The sequence below is a fragment of the Hymenobacter jejuensis genome (genome assembly GCF_006337165.1).
Classification (GTDB): Bacteria; Bacteroidota; Bacteroidia; order Cytophagales; family Hymenobacteraceae; genus Hymenobacter; species Hymenobacter jejuensis.
The window spans coordinates 2,086,270-2,103,910 of the sequence record NZ_CP040896.1; the positions used below are offsets into that span (position 1 = coordinate 2,086,270).

The following is a 17,641-nucleotide window of genomic DNA, read 5'->3' on the forward strand; positions in this document are numbered from 1 at the left end:
ACAGTTTTTACTATGGTTGATTCAACACTTAAAATAGAAGTTCGAGGGCGAAAGGTGCTCATTCCGGTTGCGCAGGAAGCGCGCCTGACCGGCTTTCCTATTTACGCGTAATCTGACATAAGTATATGATTGTCAGATATTTACCTAATAAGTTGCTCTTTATCCTCGCGCGTTGAACGTCCCTCTGCTCATTGCCCGGCGTTACTTTTCGTCGAAGAAGAAGCGCAACATCATCAGCATCATCTCCAACATCTCCATGATCGGGGTGGCGGTGGGCACGATGTCGCTGATTATCGTGCTGTCGGTCTTTAACGGGCTGGAAGATCTGGTGCGCTCGCTCTACGGCAAGTCGGACCCCGACCTGCTTATTTCGGCTGTCCAGGGCAAGGCGTTTCCCGTGTCGCCGGCGCTGCTAACTCGGCTCAGCGCCACGCCCGGTGTGGGCCTCGTGACGGAAGTAATCGAAGACAATGCCCTGCTGCAATACCACGACCGCCAGATGGTGGTCAAGATGAAGGGCGTCAGCAATAACTACTTCGCCCAGAGCAACATAGATTCGGCTATTGTGGAAGGTGACCACCGCCTCAATCGCAACGGCGAACACTACGCGCTGCTCGGTGCCGGCGTGCAGCACGAACTCAGTATTGCCCTCGACAACCGCTTTTCGCCCTTGCGCTTGCTCTACCCGCGTAACAGCGGCAAGAAATCCTTTTCCATAACTGACCTCGACAACGCTTTTACCCAGCAGAATATCTTGGCTGGGGGCGTATTCCTGATCGAGCAACACATCGACGATAGCTACATTTTTGTGCCGCTCGATTTTGCCCAAAGCCTATTGCAGTACGGCAACAAGCGCACGGCGCTGGAAGTAAAAGTAAAAAACGACGAACCCGTCGACGACGTGAAGGCGCGGCTGCGGAAGGTGCTCGGCAAACAGTTTAAAGTGCTGGACTCCGATGAGCAGCACGTAAGTCTGCTGAAAGCCATTAAGGTGGAGAAGATGTTTGTGTTCATCACATTCGCCTTCATCCTGCTGATTGCTTCGCTCAACATCTTCTTTTCGCTGTCGATGCTCGTGATCGACAAACGCAAGGACGTCGCCATCCTAATGGCCATGGGCGCGACTTCGCACATTGTGCGCAACATCTTCCTGCTCGAAGGCGCCATTGTGGCCATGGTCGGAGCCCTAACGGGACTCATCCTGGGCGTCACGATTTGCTGGGCACAGCAAACCTTTAAGATCGTATCGATGGGCATGGCTACCAGCGTGGTAGATGCCTACCCGGTGAAGATGCAGCTGGTCGATATCGTGCTCACCGGCTTGGCGATTGTGGTGATCACCATTACGGTATCAATCCGCCCGGCCCTGGCCGCTTCGCGCCTCGACGTGCGAGAAAACCTTTAGCAAATTCCTGTACAAAAGGGTAATTCGTCTACTGAGGAGTACGCTTCAGTGGTAAGAAAACCATTTTCTGCCTTGTCAATGTAACTATTTATAGATTTAATTTTACTTTTTAATAGAAATTACGCTATTTAGCATTTGTTACTACTTTCGATGTTGCATATCTGTCGTTGATTATGAAGGTTTCAACTTCACAGCCGTTTCAAATTGTTTATTCTTTGCTTGAACACGAGTACTTAGGGTACTTGTTCGAGTCATATGTAGTACAACGCAATTCGAGAGGGCAACTCACGCTTCAACATCAAACGGTTTCGGCCAAGAACGCCTCCGAATTTGCTGATGGACTGGATGCTACGGATTTCGAGCTCGTAGCCCTGACCGACCAGATTCAGCAGGATGCCGTCATCAAAGAATTCTGGTCGAAAAAGACCACTCCGGCCGATTTCTTCCTCAAAATTTACGATCCGGAGAAAGGCGACAAAGGTTTGCAGGACGCCATCTGCCGCTACGTGCAGGAGCGCATGGGGCAGATACTAGAACGTTTGAAGGGGAAGTGCGTCTTCATCATGGGCAAGGACGGTGAGCCAACCTGGCGCGAAATCCAGGTAGCGCCCGAACCGGCATCGGTGCTGTTTCATTTCCGCCGCAACGACGACAGCACGCATTACTTCCCAACCATTCAGTACAAAGGCCAAAAGCTTGATTTTCAGTTTAAAGGTGCCGTTATCGTGGCCGCTCAGCCCGCCTGGATGCTTGTGGACGACACGCTGCACAACTTTCAGAATGACGTCGACGGCAAGAAGCTGCAGCCGTTCCTGAATAAGAAATTCATCGTTATTCCGCGCCAGGTCGAGGATAGTTATTTCCACCGGTTCGTGGCGCCGCTGGTTGAGTCATTCGACGTGCATGCCCGTGGGTTCGATATTCGCTCGGAGCGCTACGTGGCCCGGCCCCAGCTTACCTTCACCGATTCGCCTAGCGCAACGGTGGTGCAGGACGAACGCAGCCGCACCAGCGGCCGTCGCACGGCGGAAGTGGTAACTAATTCTGTAGCAGATACTTCCGAGCAGATTCATTTTGATCTGTCGTTCCGCTACGGCGATCATACCGTGCACAACGGCTACGACAAGCGGGTGTGCGTGAAGCTGGAAAAAAACGAGGGTTCATATATATTCCACCGCCTCATTCGCAACCTCGACCGCGAGCACGAAATCATTCGCGAGCTGAAAGACCGTGCCTTGGAGGTGCGCAACGGGCGGGCAGTGCTCGAAAAAGCCACGGCCTTCCGGTGGCTGCACAGCAACGCCGAAGAGTTGGCACGGCTAGGCTTTACGGTGCAGCAGGCCGCCACGTCGGGCAAAGACTACTTTATCGGGGCTGTGACGGTTCAGGTAGGCATCACCGAAACCAACGACTGGTTTGATGTGCACGGCACCGTGCGCTTCGGAGAGTTTGAAATTCCGTTCGTCAAGCTGCGGCCCTACATTCTCAACAAGCGTCACGAATACCGGCTGCCCAACGGTCAGATCGCTATCATCCCCGAGGAGTGGTTTACGCAGTACTTGGAGCTGTTTGCGTTTTCTGAAGAGCACCACCACAGCCTCACGCTGCGCAAACACCACTTGGCCTTAGTGGCTGATTTACAGAACGGTAACCTCGCCAACGTGGTAATGAGCCGCAAGCTGGAAAAGCTGCGCGAGTTCGAAGCCGTGGAAGACAAAGCATTGCCCGCTGGCTTTAAGGGAACGCTCCGGCCGTACCAAAAGGCGGGTTATAACTGGCTGCATTTTGTAAAAGACTATCGCTTTGGCGGTTGCCTGGCCGATGACATGGGTTTGGGTAAGACGGTGCAAACGTTAGCGCTGCTGTTGGATCGCAAGGAAAGCGGCGAATCGGACGGGGCAGCATCGCTACTAGTAATGCCTACTTCTCTGGTATACAACTGGTTAAGCGAAGCGCAAAAGTTCACGCCGGGTCTGCGCATCCTGACCTACACGGGCACTTACCGCGACAAAAACGTGGAGCAGTTTCAGGACTACGACGTGGTGCTGACCAGCTACGGCATCGTGCGCCTTGATACGGAACTGCTGAAAAGCTACGCCTTCGATTACGTGATCTTAGACGAGTCGCAGGCCATCAAAAACCCCAGCTCGACCACTTCGCAGGCCGTGCGCGGGTTGCGCTCGCGCCACCGCCTCATCCTGACGGGTACGCCGGTGGAAAACAGCACGATGGACCTGTGGTCGCAGATGTCGTTTATCAATCCGGGGTTGCTGGGTTCGCAGGCGTTTTTCCGCAAGGAGTTTCTGAAGCCCATCGAGAAAGGCAAAGACGAAGTGCAAACGCGCCGGTTACACGCCCTTATCAAGCCGTTTATCCTGCGTCGTCATAAAGCCCAGGTAGCCACTGAGTTACCCGATAAAATTGAGCATCTGAGCTATTGCCCCATGACTGAGGAGCAGGCGCACTGCTACGAGGAAACCAAGAGCTACTACCGCAACAAGATTCTCAAAAACATCGAGGAGCACGGCACGGCCAGCACGCAGTTTATGCTGTTGCAAGGCCTGACGAAGCTGCGCCAGATTGCCAACCACCCGCGCATGGCCGACGAAGGCTACGAAGACGAATCGGGCAAGCTGCGTGAGGTGATCCGGATGATCAAGAGCATCGTTTCGGAAGGTCATAAGGTGTTGGTATTCAGTCAGTTCGTAAAGCACTTGGACATTGTGCGGGCGTCGCTCGACGAGCGGCAGATCGAATATGCTTACCTCGACGGCAACACCCGCGAGCGGCACAAAGAGGTGAATCGCTTCCAGGAAACCGAGGAGTTGCGCGTGTTCCTGATCTCGCTGAAGGCCGGTGGCGTAGGGCTCAACCTCACCGCCGCCGACTACGTGTTCATCCTCGACCCGTGGTGGAACCCGGCCGTAGAAGCGCAAGCCGTGGACCGCGCCCACCGCATCGGCCAGCTCAAGACCGTGTTTACCTATAAGTTCATCACCAAGAACACGGTGGAAGAGAAGATTCTGGCGTTGCAGAACAAGAAAATCCAGCTGGTAACCGACCTGATTACGACGGACGAAGCCATTATCAAGTCCTTGACCAAAGAGGATATTGAGGAATTGCTAGGGTAAGCCTTCGGTAATTCTCAACGAAAACGGGGTTCGGAGCTAGGCTTCGCGCCCCGTTTTCGTTGAGTCAAGAAGTGGTTGACGCAAACTCCGTCACGAGTTCTGCGACTCGCGCCACATCGGCCGACGTATGCAAGGCGCTGAGCACTATGCGCGTGATGCAGGGGTCGGTAGGCGACGGATACGGAAAGCTGGAAATCCAGACGCCGCGCTTTAACATAAAATTATATATCTGATTATCAGATATATACGAAACAGGAAACCTGTTGAAAGATTGGAGCATGCCGGTCGGCTGCACGGCTTCGGCTAGTTGCTGCACGTTGGCCGCCAGTTGCGCGCGAGCTTCGCGGTAGATTTCGCCAGCGCGCACAAAAGCGTGTAAATAAGCGGGAACGACCGGCGAGCTGGCGGCAAAAAACGCACTTTGCCGCAACTGCCCGATAAATGCTTGCGAGCCTAGCACTACGCCGCCCGGAATGCCGCAGGCCTTTCCTAATGAGCTGACCACCACCACGTTTATTCCTTCGGGGACGCGCAACTCCGAGATAATACCAGCGCCCGCAACCCCCGTGACGCCAAAGCCGTGCGAATCGTCGATAAGTAAGGTAATAGGGCGATCGCGGGGCAACTGGCTGACCCAACTGAAATCGTAGCGCTGCACCCGCAACGGATCGAGGGAGTTACTGATAATCACCACTGGCTCAGCCGGTTCGGCGGCAAGCCGTGTGAGAAGCGCCGAGGCCCAGTCAGGGTAGGATAAGGCAGGCGCCGCGGGCAGATCGGTCGTTAGCCACGCGGCTGGGTGCGTACCGGGCGCGTACTCGAAGCGGCCGGCGTGGGCTAGTGCCTTCACGGCCATCTGCCCGGCCAGGTAGCCCGAAGAAACGGTGAGCGCAGCTTCGGCGCCGGTATAGCGGGCGAGGTGGTGCTCGGCTTCGTCGTAGATGCGCAACTGCAAATTGGAGATGCGCGAGCTCGAATAATTGGTCCCGTAATGCTGCATTCCTTCGAGCAGCAGCGCCTGAAACTGTGCATTGCGCGCCATACCCAAATAGCTGGTGCCGCTGCAAAAGAGGTATTCCCGGCCATCAGCAAGGATGGTGCGGCCGGGGAGCTGATCTATCTGTAACACAGGCAGTACGAAAACAGGATGGAGAGCGCCGGAAAGATAGAACCTTGAGCTGCTCAGTGGCGCCGCCCACAAACAAAATCTGCCGGGAAGGCGTTTGTGCACTAATGCACCTTCAGCTCCGCACGCCCGTTTACCAACAGCCTTTGCAAGTTTTCATGGGGTTTACGCGCGATTTATTTCTGCGCCTCGCCCCGCCTTTCCCGACGATGCGGCTGTTGCGCTTTGATGGCTGCACGCCCGGCGACCGCGTGGAAATAGAGCTTCTGGTTGGTCCTGCACGCTTCCGCTGGACCAGCCTGATTACCGAAGCCGGGCAGCTGCCCGATGGCTCTATGTATTTTATCGACGAAGGGCAGGAGCTGCCGCGCCCGTTGCGGTATTGGCGACACCGGCATCTTATTGAGAATGATTCAGTTAAGAGCGGCAGTGTCATCGTCGACGACATTACCTATCGCACTTCTTCGCGGTTGCTCGACCTGCTGATTTACCCGTTGATGTGGGCACAATTTGCGTATCGCAAGCCCATTTACCGCCGCACTTTCGCGCGTTTATAAGTCCAACACCATCCGGATGTCGGCGCGCTGGTATTCGGAGGCCGGCAACGGCGCTTCTACGAACCCTAGCTTCCGATACAGGGCCAGCGCCGGGCTCAGGCGGCGGTTCGACAACAACTCCAGCTGCCGGATGCCCAAGGCTCGCGCTTTCGCAATGGCTGCTTCGCCTAACAGCCGCCCGATGCCAAGTCCTTGTGCACTAGGCGTAACGGCCATTTTGGCCAACTCAAATACCGCATCGGTTTCGCGCAGCAGTGCGCACGTCCCGACGAGCTGCCCTTGGTACGAAGCCATAAAAATATGGCCGCCTTGGTCCAGAATATAGCCTTGCGGATCGTCGAGCATGCGGTTGTCGGGTTCTTCGAGCTGAAAATAACGGGTTATCCACTCGTGGTTGAGGGCCCGGAAAGCAGGCTGATGCTCAGGGCGATAGAGAATAATTTTGGGCAAAGACTCAGCCATAAGATCAGGGGAATAGGCATACAAAGGCGCAAGCGGCGTCGCTGCGCGACGGGTGCAAAATTACCGGTTGGCTGCGGTAGTTGCGCCTGCGGGCTTTGGCGTACTTTTGTGTTTCTCTTTTGCTTTTCATTGCCTCACTTCGCTGCCATGCCCGCTACCATCACCCTCAAACCCGGTAAAGACCATTCGCTTCGTCGCTTTCACCCTTGGGTGTTTTCGGGCGCTATTGCCCGCATGCAGGGCGAAGCCGTTGAGGGTGAAGTAGTTACCGTGCAGGCTTCCAACGGTGAATTGCTGGGCATGGGCCATTACGCCCCCGGCTCTATCGCCGTACGCATGCTGGCATTTGGAGCCGACGCGCCGCAGCCCGATGCAGCTTTTTGGGAAGACCGGCTTCGCAATGCCTACGAGCTTCGGCAGCGCCTGGGCCTGACGGGCACAGGGAACACCAACGTGTTTCGCCTCGTGCACGCCGAAGGCGACGGCTTGCCCGGCCTCATTATTGATGTGTATGGCGATGTGGCTGTGATACAAGCACATAGCGCGGGCATGTACCGCACGCGCCCACAGATTGCCGCGGCGTTGCAGGCGGTGTTGGGCACACATCTCAGGGCCATCTACGACAAGAGCGCCGAAACCGTGCCGGCCAAAGCGGCCCCCGAGGCGAAGAATAATTATCTGCTCGGCGAAAGCACTGGTAACGAGCATATTGTCGAGGAAAACGGGCATCGGTTTGCTGTTGATTGGGAGACGGGCCAGAAAACCGGCTTCTTCATCGACCAGCGTGACAACCGGGCGTTGCTGGCTCGCTACGCGCCCGGCCGGCGCGTCCTGAACACCTTTTGCTACACCGGCGGATTTTCGGTGTACGCGTTGGAAGCGGGAGCCGAGTTGGTGCATTCTGTCGACAGCTCCAAGCGTGCCATCGAGCTTACTGATCGCAATGCGGCCCTCACCGCCCACGCCGACCGCCACGAAGCCTACGCTCAGGATGTGTTTAGCTTCTTGAAAGAGCGCCACAACCAATACGACCTCATCGTGCTCGATCCGCCGGCGTTTGCCAAGCATTTGTCGGCGCGCCACAATGCGCTCATGGGCTATAAGCGCCTGAATGTAGCCGGCATCAAGCAGATTGCTCCCGGTGGCATCTTGTTCACGTTCAGCTGCTCACAGGTCGTCAGCATGGAACTGTTTGAAGGCGCCATCATGGCGGCCGCCATCGAAGCCGGTCGGCCCGCCCGCATTCTGCACCGCCTCACGCAGCCTGCCGACCATCCGGTAAGCCTGTTTCACCCCGAAGGCGAATATCTGAAGGGTTTGGTGCTGGCCGTGGAGTAAACAATTGCCATCGGTTGGTTGTGTAGCAATGTGCTGCCGCGCAAGTTGGTTGTGATACGGCACGCAGTTGACAACCAACCCAAACCCCACACTTGGCGCGAACGAGGAATACCCGGTAGCGCGTTTCTGCCCTTCCGTAGTTATGGCTGTCCGCTCCAGATCTTCCTCCAAGCCTCCCGTTGCCATCATCGGAGCCGGCATTGCCGGCATTGCTGCTGCCGTGCGGCTGGCCGCGCGCGGGCACGCCGTAACGGTATTTGAGGCGGCCGCTTCGTTTGGAGGCAAGATGCACCAGTTTGAGCTGCCCGGCGGCTACCGGTTTGATGCCGGTCCGTCGTTGTTTACGCTGCCGGAACTGGTGGACGAGCTGTTTCGGCTGTGCGGCCGCGATCCGCAGGAGTATTTTCGCTACCAGCGCCTCGACCCGATTACGCAGTATTTCTTTGCCGACGGCACGCGCCTCACCGCCTGGGCCGATGAAGAAAAGTTTGCGGCCGAAATCGAAGCGAAGCTGCAAGTGCCCGCCGTAACGGTGCAGCGTTTCTTGCGGCGCAGTGCCAAAGCATACGGGGCTACAGCTAATACTTTCTTACACAAGTCGTTACACAAAGCCAAAACCTACCTTGCGCCCGAGGTGCTGCATGCGGTCGCGGCGCTGCCCCAACTGGGCCTGACGGCCACCATGCACCAGCGCCACGCCAAGACTTTCGCTGACCCGCGCCTTGTGCAGCTCTTCGACCGCTTCGCCACTTACAACGGTTCCGATCCGTACCAAGCGCCGGCCACGCTCAGCATGATTCCGCATTTGGAGCACGGCATTGGCGCGTTTTACCCCGAAGGCGGCATTTACAGCATTGCCCAGAGCTTGGTGTCATTGGCCGAAGAGTTGGGTGCTACGTTCCGTTACAACGAGCCGGTAGAAGAAATTCTGACGGCCGATGGCCTCGTGACCGGCGTGCGCACGCCGCAAGACGTCTATGATTTTGGGCTGGTAATCAGCAACATGGACGTTGTGCCTACCTACCGGCGCTTGCTACCGCATGCTCCGGCGCCCGAGCGCACACTGCGGCAGCCGCGGTCGTCGTCGGCCCTGATTTTTTACTGGGGCATCGAGCACGAGTTTCCGGAACTGGGGCTGCACAATATCTTCTTTTCGCAAGATTACAAGCGCGAATTCGACGCCATCTTTCAGGATAAAACGGTGGCCGCCGACCCCACGGTGTACGTCAACATCACGTCCAAATGCTCGCCTGCCGATGCGCCCGCCGGCCACGAGAACTGGTTTGTAATGGTGAATGTGCCCCACGACGAAGGCCAGGACTGGGCAGCGCTTACCGCGCATACGCGCCAAGCCGTGCTGAAACGGGTAGGTAAGGCGCTGGGCCGCGACATCGAACCGCTCATCCGAAGCGAGCGCGTCTGGACGCCGCCGGGCATTGCCGCGGATACCTCGTCGTTTGGCGGTGCCCTGTACGGCAGCAGTTCCAATAATATGCTGGCGGCATTTCTCCGCCATCCCAATTTTTCGCGTAAACTAGAAGGTCTCTACTTTTGCGGCGGCTCCGTGCATCCGGGCGGCGGCATTCCGCTGTGCCTGCTCTCCGCCAAAATTGTCGCGGGCCTAATCTCTACCCGATAAAGGTGGAGTGAAAAACGCGACATAACAACGTATTTTCATAAATGATTGATTATCAATTATTTATGAAAATACGTTCAATATTCAGAACTCAACATTCAAAATTTCAACCAAGCGTGCCCTTTACGGACCCAACTCAACAGCCGCCTGCCGCTACTGCCGTAGCTCTCGAAGCGCGTCAGCGCCGCCTGCGCATGGCGCAGGGGGTACTTCTTCTTTTTCACGTAACGGGCTTTCTGGGCCTGGGCTTTTCCAAAGATCCGAGCTTCTACCTGCAATTCGTGCCGCTCAACCTGCTGCTGACGGCGGTGTTGCTGCTGGCTTTTCAGCCCGACCGGAGCGCCACGTTTGCCTGGTTTTGCTTCACCGTAATGGCGGTGGGCTTTTTTGTGGAAGTGGCCGGCATCCGCACCGGAATCATTTTTGGCCATTACCAATACGGCGACGTGCTGGGTTTGAAATGGCTGAACGTGCCGCTGCTCATTGGGCTTAACTGGCTGATGCTAACCTACATGACGGGCGTGTTGGCGCGTTACCTGCCGGGGCCCGGCTTCGTGCGGGCTGTGGTAGCTACTCTGCTTATGGTGGGTATGGACGTGTGCATCGAGCCAGTGGCCGTGCGCTACGGCTTCTGGACCTGGGATTTCAACGTGATCCCGCTTCAGAATTTCAAGGCGTGGTTTTGCGTAGCGCTTATCTTGCAGGTGTATTTCAACCGCAACAATTTCGTCAAGCGCAACGCGCTGGTGCCCTTCGTCTACTTGTTGCAGCTCCTGTTCTTTTTCGGGTTGGGATTGGTAGGCTAAGGGAATTGCAATTTTTGTAGGAGAGCCTGCTTTTTTTTTGCTTTTTGAGTGCCGCTTTCCACCCCTCTATGCAACCAAATTTAAAGTCAACGCTACTGGACGAGGTTCAGCAGCTATTTCATCGGCATGGTGTGCGTGCGCTCTCCGAAGACCAGATCATCACTTCATTGAGCATCTCGCCGGCCACGTTCTACGAGATGTTTCAGGACAAAAACGACCTCGTAGACCAAGCGGCCCGGCACGATCTGGAGCGGCAGAAGCGGGAGCATGCGGCCATGTTTGCCAAGGCGGGCAGTCCCGTCGAGCGCATTTTGCTACTGCTGCAACACGGCATCAAAGAGCTACGGAACATTCCCGGCACCTTGTATTCCGAAATCCAGCAAGATCACCCCCAGACGTGGGCGATGATGCTGGACCATTTGGCCACGTATTCGTATCCGCAGATTCATAACCTGTTGAATGACGGGATCTTGCAGAAGCAATTTCGCAGCGACATCAACATCGAGCTGGTCACCAAAATCATTCTGGAGCAAGTAAATCTGCTGCTCAACGCCGATATATTTCCGCCCTCGCGCTACAATTTATCGGAGGTATTTCGCAGCATCTACCTCTATTACATTCGCGGCATCTGCACCGATGAAGGCTTTAAGCTCGTGGCTGCGCACTTCTCCAAGGCGTAATTACTTGAACTTCGTGACCAAAAATGGCCGCTGCAACTTAGGTTACAGCGGCCATTTGGCTTTTGGGCAAGGCCGGTTTAGTTGAGCGAAACGCGCACCTTTTTGGTGAACTCGCGCATGGCATCCTTAAACTCGGAGCCATTGTCCTGCATGTGGTTCAGGATGAAGATGGCGGCAAACACGTGCGTGAGCTTTTCGCCTTCGTCTTCGCCTTCTACTTCAAAAGAGGGTTCGCGCTCCTCGAGCAGCGCTTCTTCGGCGGCTACCAGCACGGGCAGCGGTTGCGTCTCGACGAGGCGCTTGATGGCGGGCATTTTCATAACCTCTTGATTTAGTTGAGGTTAGAAATAAGGCTTACAACGGCCTCTTCCTTGCTGGCCGAAACGGTTTCTACCAGCTCGCCTTGTTTGAAGATGGCAAAGAAGGGCAGCGTCGTGACGCTGGCCAGCTTGCGGGCCTCGGGGCTCGTTTCGGCGTTCACGTCGAGGAAGGCGATGTTCTGAAACTGCTCGGTTTCGGAGAGACGCTTGAATTTGGGCGAGAATAGGCGGCAGTTGCCGCACCAATCGGCGTAGTATTTCACAACTACTTTCTCGTTGTCGGCGAGAAGCTGGCGGAAGTCTGCGTCGGTTGCTTTTGTAACAGGCATAAAACTTTGAAAACGTGAAGAAGCTGGTAAAAGGGCAGGCAGATGAGAATAGTTCTTACCTGGCGACAAAGCTAAAGCCTTTTCGGGTGAAAAAGGTTGTGAAAAATACCAAGTAAGCTGTGCGTCCAACTTCCCCTGCGGCCTCACGTTTGTAGCAACTACCGGTTCCGGGCGGCTTTTCTACAGGGCAGATGAGGGCGTTGCGACCTCGCCGTCAGTGCTGTAAATAAGCTGTGTGCCTGGGTTAACTGGCTCTATAAATTGCTCATATGCAGAATATTATCTTTTTTGGCGACAGCCTTACGGCCGGATATGGCTTGCCTGCCAGCGCGGCTTTCCCAACGTTGCTCCAGCAGCGCATCGACTCCCTAGAGCTTCCGTACAAAGCCATCAACTACGGCGTGAGTGGAGAAACCACAGCCGGCGGCCGGCAGCGCATTGCCAGTGTGTTGCAGCGCCAGCCCGTCGATGTGTTTGTACTGGAGCTGGGTGCCAACGACGGCTTGCGGGGCATCCCAGTCCGCGAAACCATCCAAAATCTGCAGGCCATCCTCGATCAGGTGCAGCTAAAATATCCGGCCGCGCAGATTGTGCTGGTTGGGTTGGAGTTCCCGTTCGACCTCAGCGCTTTCGGCAGCCATCAATATGGCCGGTATGCTGCCGAATTCAAGGCGCTTTTTCGCACGCTCGCCGAAAAGAATCAAGTGGCGTTTGTGCCTTTTCTGCTGCAAAGCGTACTCGGCCGCCGCGACCTAAACCTTCCCGACGGCGTGCATCCCAACGCCGAAGGCTATAAGATCGTGGCCAACAACGTGTGGGCGGTGCTGGAGCCTCTCTTACAAGCCAGTAGCTCGTTTTCTGGGTAGCAAAGCCAAAGGTGCCGCATGCGCATAGCCCTCAAGCGCTTTTCTATCACTTGGGGATATGTGCTTCTTAATGAATGGATTGCGAATCCTGCTCGGTTACCTCGTGCGGCAAGGCCTGTAACACTTGCTCGATGTGCGCAATGAGGCTTAGCACGATAGCGCGCAACTGTTCGGCTTCGGCCGGGTTAGGGTTACTGGCCTGCCGCAAGCGCTCTAGCTGCTGAAGCGGCTCTTCCGCGCCGGCTATTCCCAACGACAGCAGGTTGGGCTTGATGTGATGCAGCAGCTCCGCCGCTTTGGGCCACAAGCCGGCTTCTGCTGCCACGCGCAATTCTTCGAGGCTCACCGGAATATTGGTGAGAAACGAGCGGATAATCTTGGCCACAAACGCCTCCCGCCCGCGCGACAACTCGCGCAAATGCGTTAGGTCGTATAGCGGGGCGGGCGGCGGGGTATTTAGTAGGGCCTCTAGCTTTTGGAACAGGTCTTCTTCCTCGAAAGGTTTGGCCAGGCAATCGTTCATGCCGGCCGCTAGATATTGCTCATTATCAGACCGAAAGGCATTGGCGGTAAGAGCCAGAATGGGCGTGGCGGCCCGGCGCGGGTCGGGGTGGCGGCGTAGGTGGGCCGTGGTTTCCAACCCATTCATGCCGGGCATCTGAATGTCCATGAGCACCACGTCGTAGGTATAATGCTTGAACAACGCCACGGCCAAGTTGCCATCGGCCGCCTCGTCTACCTGAACGCCCCAGTCTTCCAGAAATAAGCGGGCCACATCGCGGTTAATTTCGTTGTCTTCCACCAGCAACACGCGCTTGCCCGCCAACCGAGTGGTATCGGTGTTTTTCGGGCGTTCTACGGGCACCGACAGCGGTGCGCGCGGCAGGCTAAGTGTAAACGCAAACGTGCTGCCCTTGCCTAGTTCGCTTTCCAGATGCAGCGTGCCGCCCATTTGGGCCACCAGCGCCCGGCTGATGCTCAGTCCTAGGCCCGTGCCGCCGTAGTTGCGGGTGGTATCGGTGTAGGCTTGGGTGAAATCTTCGAAAATGTGAGCTTTTTTGTCTTCCGGGATGCCGATGCCGGTATCGGCCACGCTAAACTGTACGGTCAGCTGCGAATCGGTCTCGGCCAGCAACAGTCCTTTCACGGTGATGCTGCCCTGTTTCGTGAACTTGACTGCGTTCGCGACCAAGTTTATAAGTATCTGATTGATACGGTATTGGTCGCCGACCACCCACGGCAGCGGGCAGCTTAGGCGTAGTGGCGTTGCGTAGAAGGCCAAGCCTTTTTCGGCAGCTTGTAGCGCCAGCGGCTGCACGGCTTGTCCCATCGAATCGCAGAGGTTGAAGGCCGTTTGATCCAATTCCAGCTTGCCCGACGTGATCTTGGCCATGTCGAGCACATCGTTGAGCACGGCCAGCAAGTGCTGCCCCGACGAGCGAATAACGTTTAGCTGCTGTTGCTGTATTGGGCTTAACTGACTCTTGGCTAGCAAGTTGGCATAGCCCAAAATGCCGTTCATAGGCGTCCGGATTTCGTGGCTCATGTTGGCCAGAAAGTTTTCGCGGGCGCGGGCGGTGGCTTCGGCTTCGTAGCGGGCGCGCTTCATTTCTTTCTCGGCCAAAATGCGCTCCGTGATGTCGTGGGCGTGGGAAAGGACGTACGGCGCGTGATTGGTTTCCTGAACGAGGTAGTTGCGATAGTGCACGTACCGAAGTTCAGTGCTGCCATCGGGCAGGATGCGCTGGAGTCCGGTAACCTCTTGGTTAGTAATGATTTGCTGTAGATATTCCGCGAAGCCGTCTTGGTCTTCTGCGGGCATGGTGGCCGCCAAGCTACGCCCGACAATTGCCTCGGCCGGCCGGTTGAGCAACGTAGCCAACGCCGGATTGACGGAGAGCACGTTGCCGTTGAGATCGTGCGTACAGATCAGGGCCTGCGCGTAGTGCATCAGGTCGCGGTACTGCTTTTCGCTGCGTTGCAGGGTTTCCTGAATCCGCTTCAGAGCGGTGATATTCGTGCTCACCGCCAACACTTCCACCGACCCGTCCGGGCGCTCGATGGGACGTCTAACGGTTTGAAAATAAAGCACTTCGCCCGAGGGCAGCGTGAACGGATCTTCCGATACAATTTCTTCGCGCGTGTCGCGTACGTACGACTCGGCCGCGGCATAAATCTGTCGTTCCTGCGCCTGTATCGATGCTTGCGGGTAGCTCTGGTCGTAATCCTCCAGCCGCTCGCCCAGTGCGCGCAGCTGCTTCATGCCGCGGTTCTGGAAGGTGAAGCGGCCCGTGGCGTCCCGCACGTAGATCATGCTGGGATTGGTATCCAGTACCTGATTTGCAAACTCTTGCTGTTCAAGTAGTTGCAGCTCGCTTTGACGGAGCTTTTCTTCGGCTAAATAGCGCTCTGTTACGTCGAGGCCGTAGCCCAGCATCATCCGGAGCGAGCCATCGGCGTGAAGGATTACCTTGAAGTTGCGCTGGTGGTAGCGGGCGCCATCCTCGGAAGGGGTTTCTTCAATCCAGGAAATAGACTGCTGATTGCCCAGAGCCTGCGTAAATTTTGCCTGTCGCTGCTCGGCGTATGCAAGTGGGTGTCCGTACTGTGTGCAGTAGTCGGTGAGGGTGTGGCCGAGTAACCATTGCCGGGCAGCCGGGTCGGCTACGGCGTGCGGATTGGCGTAGAGGTAGCGCTGCGCCTCGTCGAGAACGACTATCTCGACGGGCAGTTCGGCCAGAATAGTTTCGTAGAAGCTGCGCTGCTCCGCCAGCTGGGCATCGGTGCCAGCCGACGCGCTTGTCTGTGCTGCCGGGGCTTGTGCCAGCGCCGATTCCAGCTGTTGAATGCGGTTCTCAGCCTGAATTAAAGCGGCAAGAAGGTCCTCCTTAGAGGCCGAAAGAGAGAGGGAAGCGGACATAAAATAAAGGCAAGCGGATACGTAAGATAGTTTGGCCACCGCTATGTGCTGCTGTCGGTCTGTCTGAACACCGCCAAATTCTGTGCGAACGGTGCGCGATTGTGGCCGAACGAAACGAGGCTGCCGCTTAACTCGCTGAGTCGATACGAAGCCCAGGTCAAGAAGGGTGCTTTTGCATTCGTTTTGCTCAAAAGCACACAAGCCGGAAACCTGCTGTGTAGCTAGTTTCCGGCTTGTGAAATTAAAACTCGGCTTTATTACATAAATACTTTATTGTCAAGTATTTATGTAATAAAGCCGAGCGCTATTATTTAAGCGTTGTACATTCTTTCGTAGTATTCCGTCGCCATGCGGTGCGACTCGAATTCGGGCTCGACTTCGAGCATGCCGGTTTTGGCAATTTCCAGGAAATCCTGGGGCTGGCTGTAGTAAAGTGGCAGAATTTCCTGCTCTAGCACGTCGAGTACACCGGTGGCTTCGATGTCATCTTTCACTGGTTCGGGCTCGTTCACGTTGGCTAATGGGATCAGAAAGCCGTTTTCACCGTGGCGCACAAACTCCGGTACCCAACCATCGGCGATGCTCAGGCTGACGCAGCCGTTCATGGCGGCCGTCATGCCACTGGTGCCGGACGCTTCGCGCGGGAAGCGTGGCGTGTTCAGCCAGATGTCCGCCCCCTTCTTCATGGCCGCCGACAACCCCAACTCGTAGCCCGTGAGCACGGCGCAGTTCTTAAACGGCTTGGTTTTGCGGATGATGTCGTTGAAGAGAGCAATGGCGCCGTAGTCCTTGGGGTACGGTTTGCCAGCCCAGATGACCTGCACCGGCCGGTCGGCGTTGTTGATGAGTTCTTGAAAACGCTGGAAGTGTCTCAGAATCAGATCAGCGCGCTTGTAGCCAGCAAAGCGCCGCGCCCAAACTACGGTCAGCACTTCCGGATCGAACAAGTTGCCGGTCTGGTCGGCCACGATCTTGAACAGCTCCTGCTTGAGCTCGCGCTTGCGGGCTTTCAGGGCGGTGTCGTCGTTGGCGGCTAGGGCTTCGTGCAGCTTTCGGTCGCGCCAGTAAGTGCCGTTTTGCGAGTTGGTGATGGCGATGATGGGGCAAATGCCGTTGTAGTGGCCCCACATTTCGTTGGCCACTTCGCCGTGCACTTTCGATACGCCGTTGGAGATGTGCGAGAAGCGTAGCGCCGTGAGCGTGTAGTTGAGCGTGTTGTTCTCGACCTGGGCCACCCGACGGATTTCTTCTTCCGGAACAGGGCCGAAAAACGACATGTCCGTCAGGAGCTTCATCGGATGTTCTTCATTACCAGCAAGTTCGGGGGTGTGGGTCGTGAATACCAACCGCTTCTTTACTTCCTCCAGGTTCCGGCCGTGCTTGTCGTAGAGGAAGAACGCCAGCGGCAGGCCGTGGCCTTCGTTGAGGTGGTAGACATCCACCTTGCGCTCCAGCAGATCGAGCAGCTTGCCGCCGCCTACGCCCAGCAGAATGGACTGTGCCACGCGCGCTGCGGTATCCGGGTCGTAGAGGTGGTGGGAAATGGTGCGGGAGATGTAGTCGTTTTCCGGAATGTCGGTGGTCAGGAAAAACATCGGGGCCGTGCCGAACGTGTCGGGGGCCAGGTACATCGCCTTCACCAGCACCGGCGCATCATGGATGATGATGGGGAACGTCAGGCCGGTATCCTGCAGGAAGGAGTACGATTTGAGGCGAAAATCGGCCCGCATCGTCTGGTCTTCGTTGCGGCCCTGGTCGTAATAGCCATACGACCACAGAATGCCGATGCCCACCAGGTTCTGCTTTAGCTCGTAAGCCGACCGCATGTGCGAGCCGGCCAGAAAGCCCAGGCCGCCGGAGTAGGTCTTAAGCGCCTGATCCAGCGCAAATTCCATTGAAAAATAAGCCGCCGAGGTCTTGAATTTCTCGGCAACAGGGTACATGTTCAGGTCAAATGCCATGTAGGGGATAAAAGTCGAAGTTGAAAAATCAGGCTGTAGCAGAGTCCGCTACGGCTCGTCAATGTCCGCACATTCTGAGCGAAAAAAAAGCGGAGGTCAAACCT

14 protein-coding genes are annotated in these 17,641 nt (G+C 56.3%); 8 read left to right on the forward strand and 6 right to left on the reverse strand.

Annotated features, from left to right (window positions below; genetic code table 11):
• Window positions 1-172: 172 nt before the first annotated feature.
• Window positions 173-1,405: an FtsX-like permease family protein gene (locus tag FHG12_RS08525; protein ID WP_139515327.1), complete on the forward strand. Its 1,233-nt coding sequence runs from the start codon at window positions 173-175 to the stop codon at window positions 1,403-1,405.
• Between the two features lie 215 nt (window positions 1,406-1,620).
• Window positions 1,621-4,536 (forward strand): DEAD/DEAH box helicase, encoded by a 2,916-nt coding sequence (locus FHG12_RS08530; protein WP_317129711.1) that lies wholly within the window; start codon window positions 1,621-1,623, stop codon window positions 4,534-4,536.
• A 64-nt stretch (window positions 4,537-4,600) separates the two neighbouring features.
• Here the strand turns inward: FHG12_RS08530 and FHG12_RS08535 are convergent, their stop codons facing one another.
• The gene (locus FHG12_RS08535) at window positions 4,601-5,665 is read right to left on the reverse strand and encodes an aminotransferase class I/II-fold pyridoxal phosphate-dependent enzyme (protein WP_139515329.1); all 1,065 of its coding nucleotides are present in this window, start codon (window positions 5,663-5,665) and stop codon (window positions 4,601-4,603) included.
• A gap of 104 nt (window positions 5,666-5,769) precedes the next feature.
• Between FHG12_RS08535 and FHG12_RS08540 the strand changes: the two genes are divergently transcribed.
• Window positions 5,770-6,219 (forward strand): SRPBCC family protein, encoded by a 450-nt coding sequence (locus FHG12_RS08540; RefSeq protein WP_139515330.1) that lies wholly within the window; start codon window positions 5,770-5,772, stop codon window positions 6,217-6,219.
• Here the strand turns inward: FHG12_RS08540 and FHG12_RS08545 are convergent.
• Window positions 6,214-6,681 carry a GNAT family N-acetyltransferase gene (locus FHG12_RS08545; protein ID WP_139515331.1) on the reverse strand — a complete coding sequence of 156 codons (468 nt, stop codon included), beginning with the start codon at window positions 6,679-6,681 and terminating at the stop codon, window positions 6,214-6,216. The genes FHG12_RS08540 and FHG12_RS08545 overlap by 6 nt on opposite strands.
• A gap of 147 nt (window positions 6,682-6,828) precedes the next feature.
• Between FHG12_RS08545 and FHG12_RS08550 the strand changes: the two genes are divergently transcribed.
• The 4 genes from FHG12_RS08550 to FHG12_RS08565 all read left to right on the forward strand — a co-directional run bounded on the left by FHG12_RS08550 (window position 6,829) and on the right by FHG12_RS08565 (window position 11,141).
• A complete protein-coding gene (locus tag FHG12_RS08550) occupies window positions 6,829-8,019 on the forward strand; it encodes a class I SAM-dependent rRNA methyltransferase (protein WP_139515332.1) in 1,191 nt (396 codons plus the stop codon).
• A 142-nt stretch (window positions 8,020-8,161) separates the two neighbouring features.
• The gene (gene crtD / locus FHG12_RS08555; RefSeq protein ID WP_139515333.1) at window positions 8,162-9,658 is read left to right on the forward strand and encodes a 1-hydroxycarotenoid 3,4-desaturase CrtD; all 1,497 of its coding nucleotides are present in this window, start codon (window positions 8,162-8,164) and stop codon (window positions 9,656-9,658) included.
• A gap of 113 nt (window positions 9,659-9,771) precedes the next feature.
• Window positions 9,772-10,461: a carotenoid biosynthesis protein gene (locus FHG12_RS08560; protein ID WP_165699344.1), complete on the forward strand. Its 690-nt coding sequence runs from the start codon at window positions 9,772-9,774 to the stop codon at window positions 10,459-10,461.
• 68 nt (window positions 10,462-10,529) lie between these two features.
• The gene (locus tag FHG12_RS08565; RefSeq protein ID WP_139515335.1) at window positions 10,530-11,141 is read left to right on the forward strand and encodes a TetR/AcrR family transcriptional regulator; all 612 of its coding nucleotides are present in this window, start codon (window positions 10,530-10,532) and stop codon (window positions 11,139-11,141) included.
• 77 nt (window positions 11,142-11,218) lie between these two features.
• On the opposite strand, the gene FHG12_RS08570 is transcribed toward FHG12_RS08565, so the two are convergent.
• Entirely contained in the window at window positions 11,219-11,461 is a 243-nt protein-coding gene (locus FHG12_RS08570) for a DUF6952 family protein (protein WP_139515336.1), read from the reverse strand.
• Between the two features lie 11 nt (window positions 11,462-11,472).
• The gene (locus FHG12_RS08575) at window positions 11,473-11,790 is read right to left on the reverse strand and encodes a thioredoxin family protein (protein ID WP_139515337.1); all 318 of its coding nucleotides are present in this window, start codon (window positions 11,788-11,790) and stop codon (window positions 11,473-11,475) included.
• 269 nt (window positions 11,791-12,059) lie between these two features.
• Between FHG12_RS08575 and FHG12_RS08580 the strand changes: the two genes are divergently transcribed.
• Window positions 12,060-12,656, forward strand: coding sequence for an arylesterase (locus tag FHG12_RS08580; RefSeq protein WP_139515338.1), 597 nt, complete (start codon window positions 12,060-12,062; stop codon window positions 12,654-12,656).
• Between the two features lie 67 nt (window positions 12,657-12,723).
• Here FHG12_RS08580 and FHG12_RS08585 read toward each other — a convergent pair whose 3' ends face one another.
• Window positions 12,724-15,576, reverse strand: coding sequence for a response regulator (locus FHG12_RS08585; protein WP_139515339.1), 2,853 nt, complete (start codon window positions 15,574-15,576; stop codon window positions 12,724-12,726).
• Between the two features lie 311 nt (window positions 15,577-15,887).
• Window positions 15,888-17,537, reverse strand: a complete 1,650-nt coding sequence (glgP, locus tag FHG12_RS08590) for an alpha-glucan family phosphorylase (protein ID WP_139515340.1) — start codon at window positions 17,535-17,537, stop codon at window positions 15,888-15,890.
• Window positions 17,538-17,641: the final 104 nt, after the last annotated feature.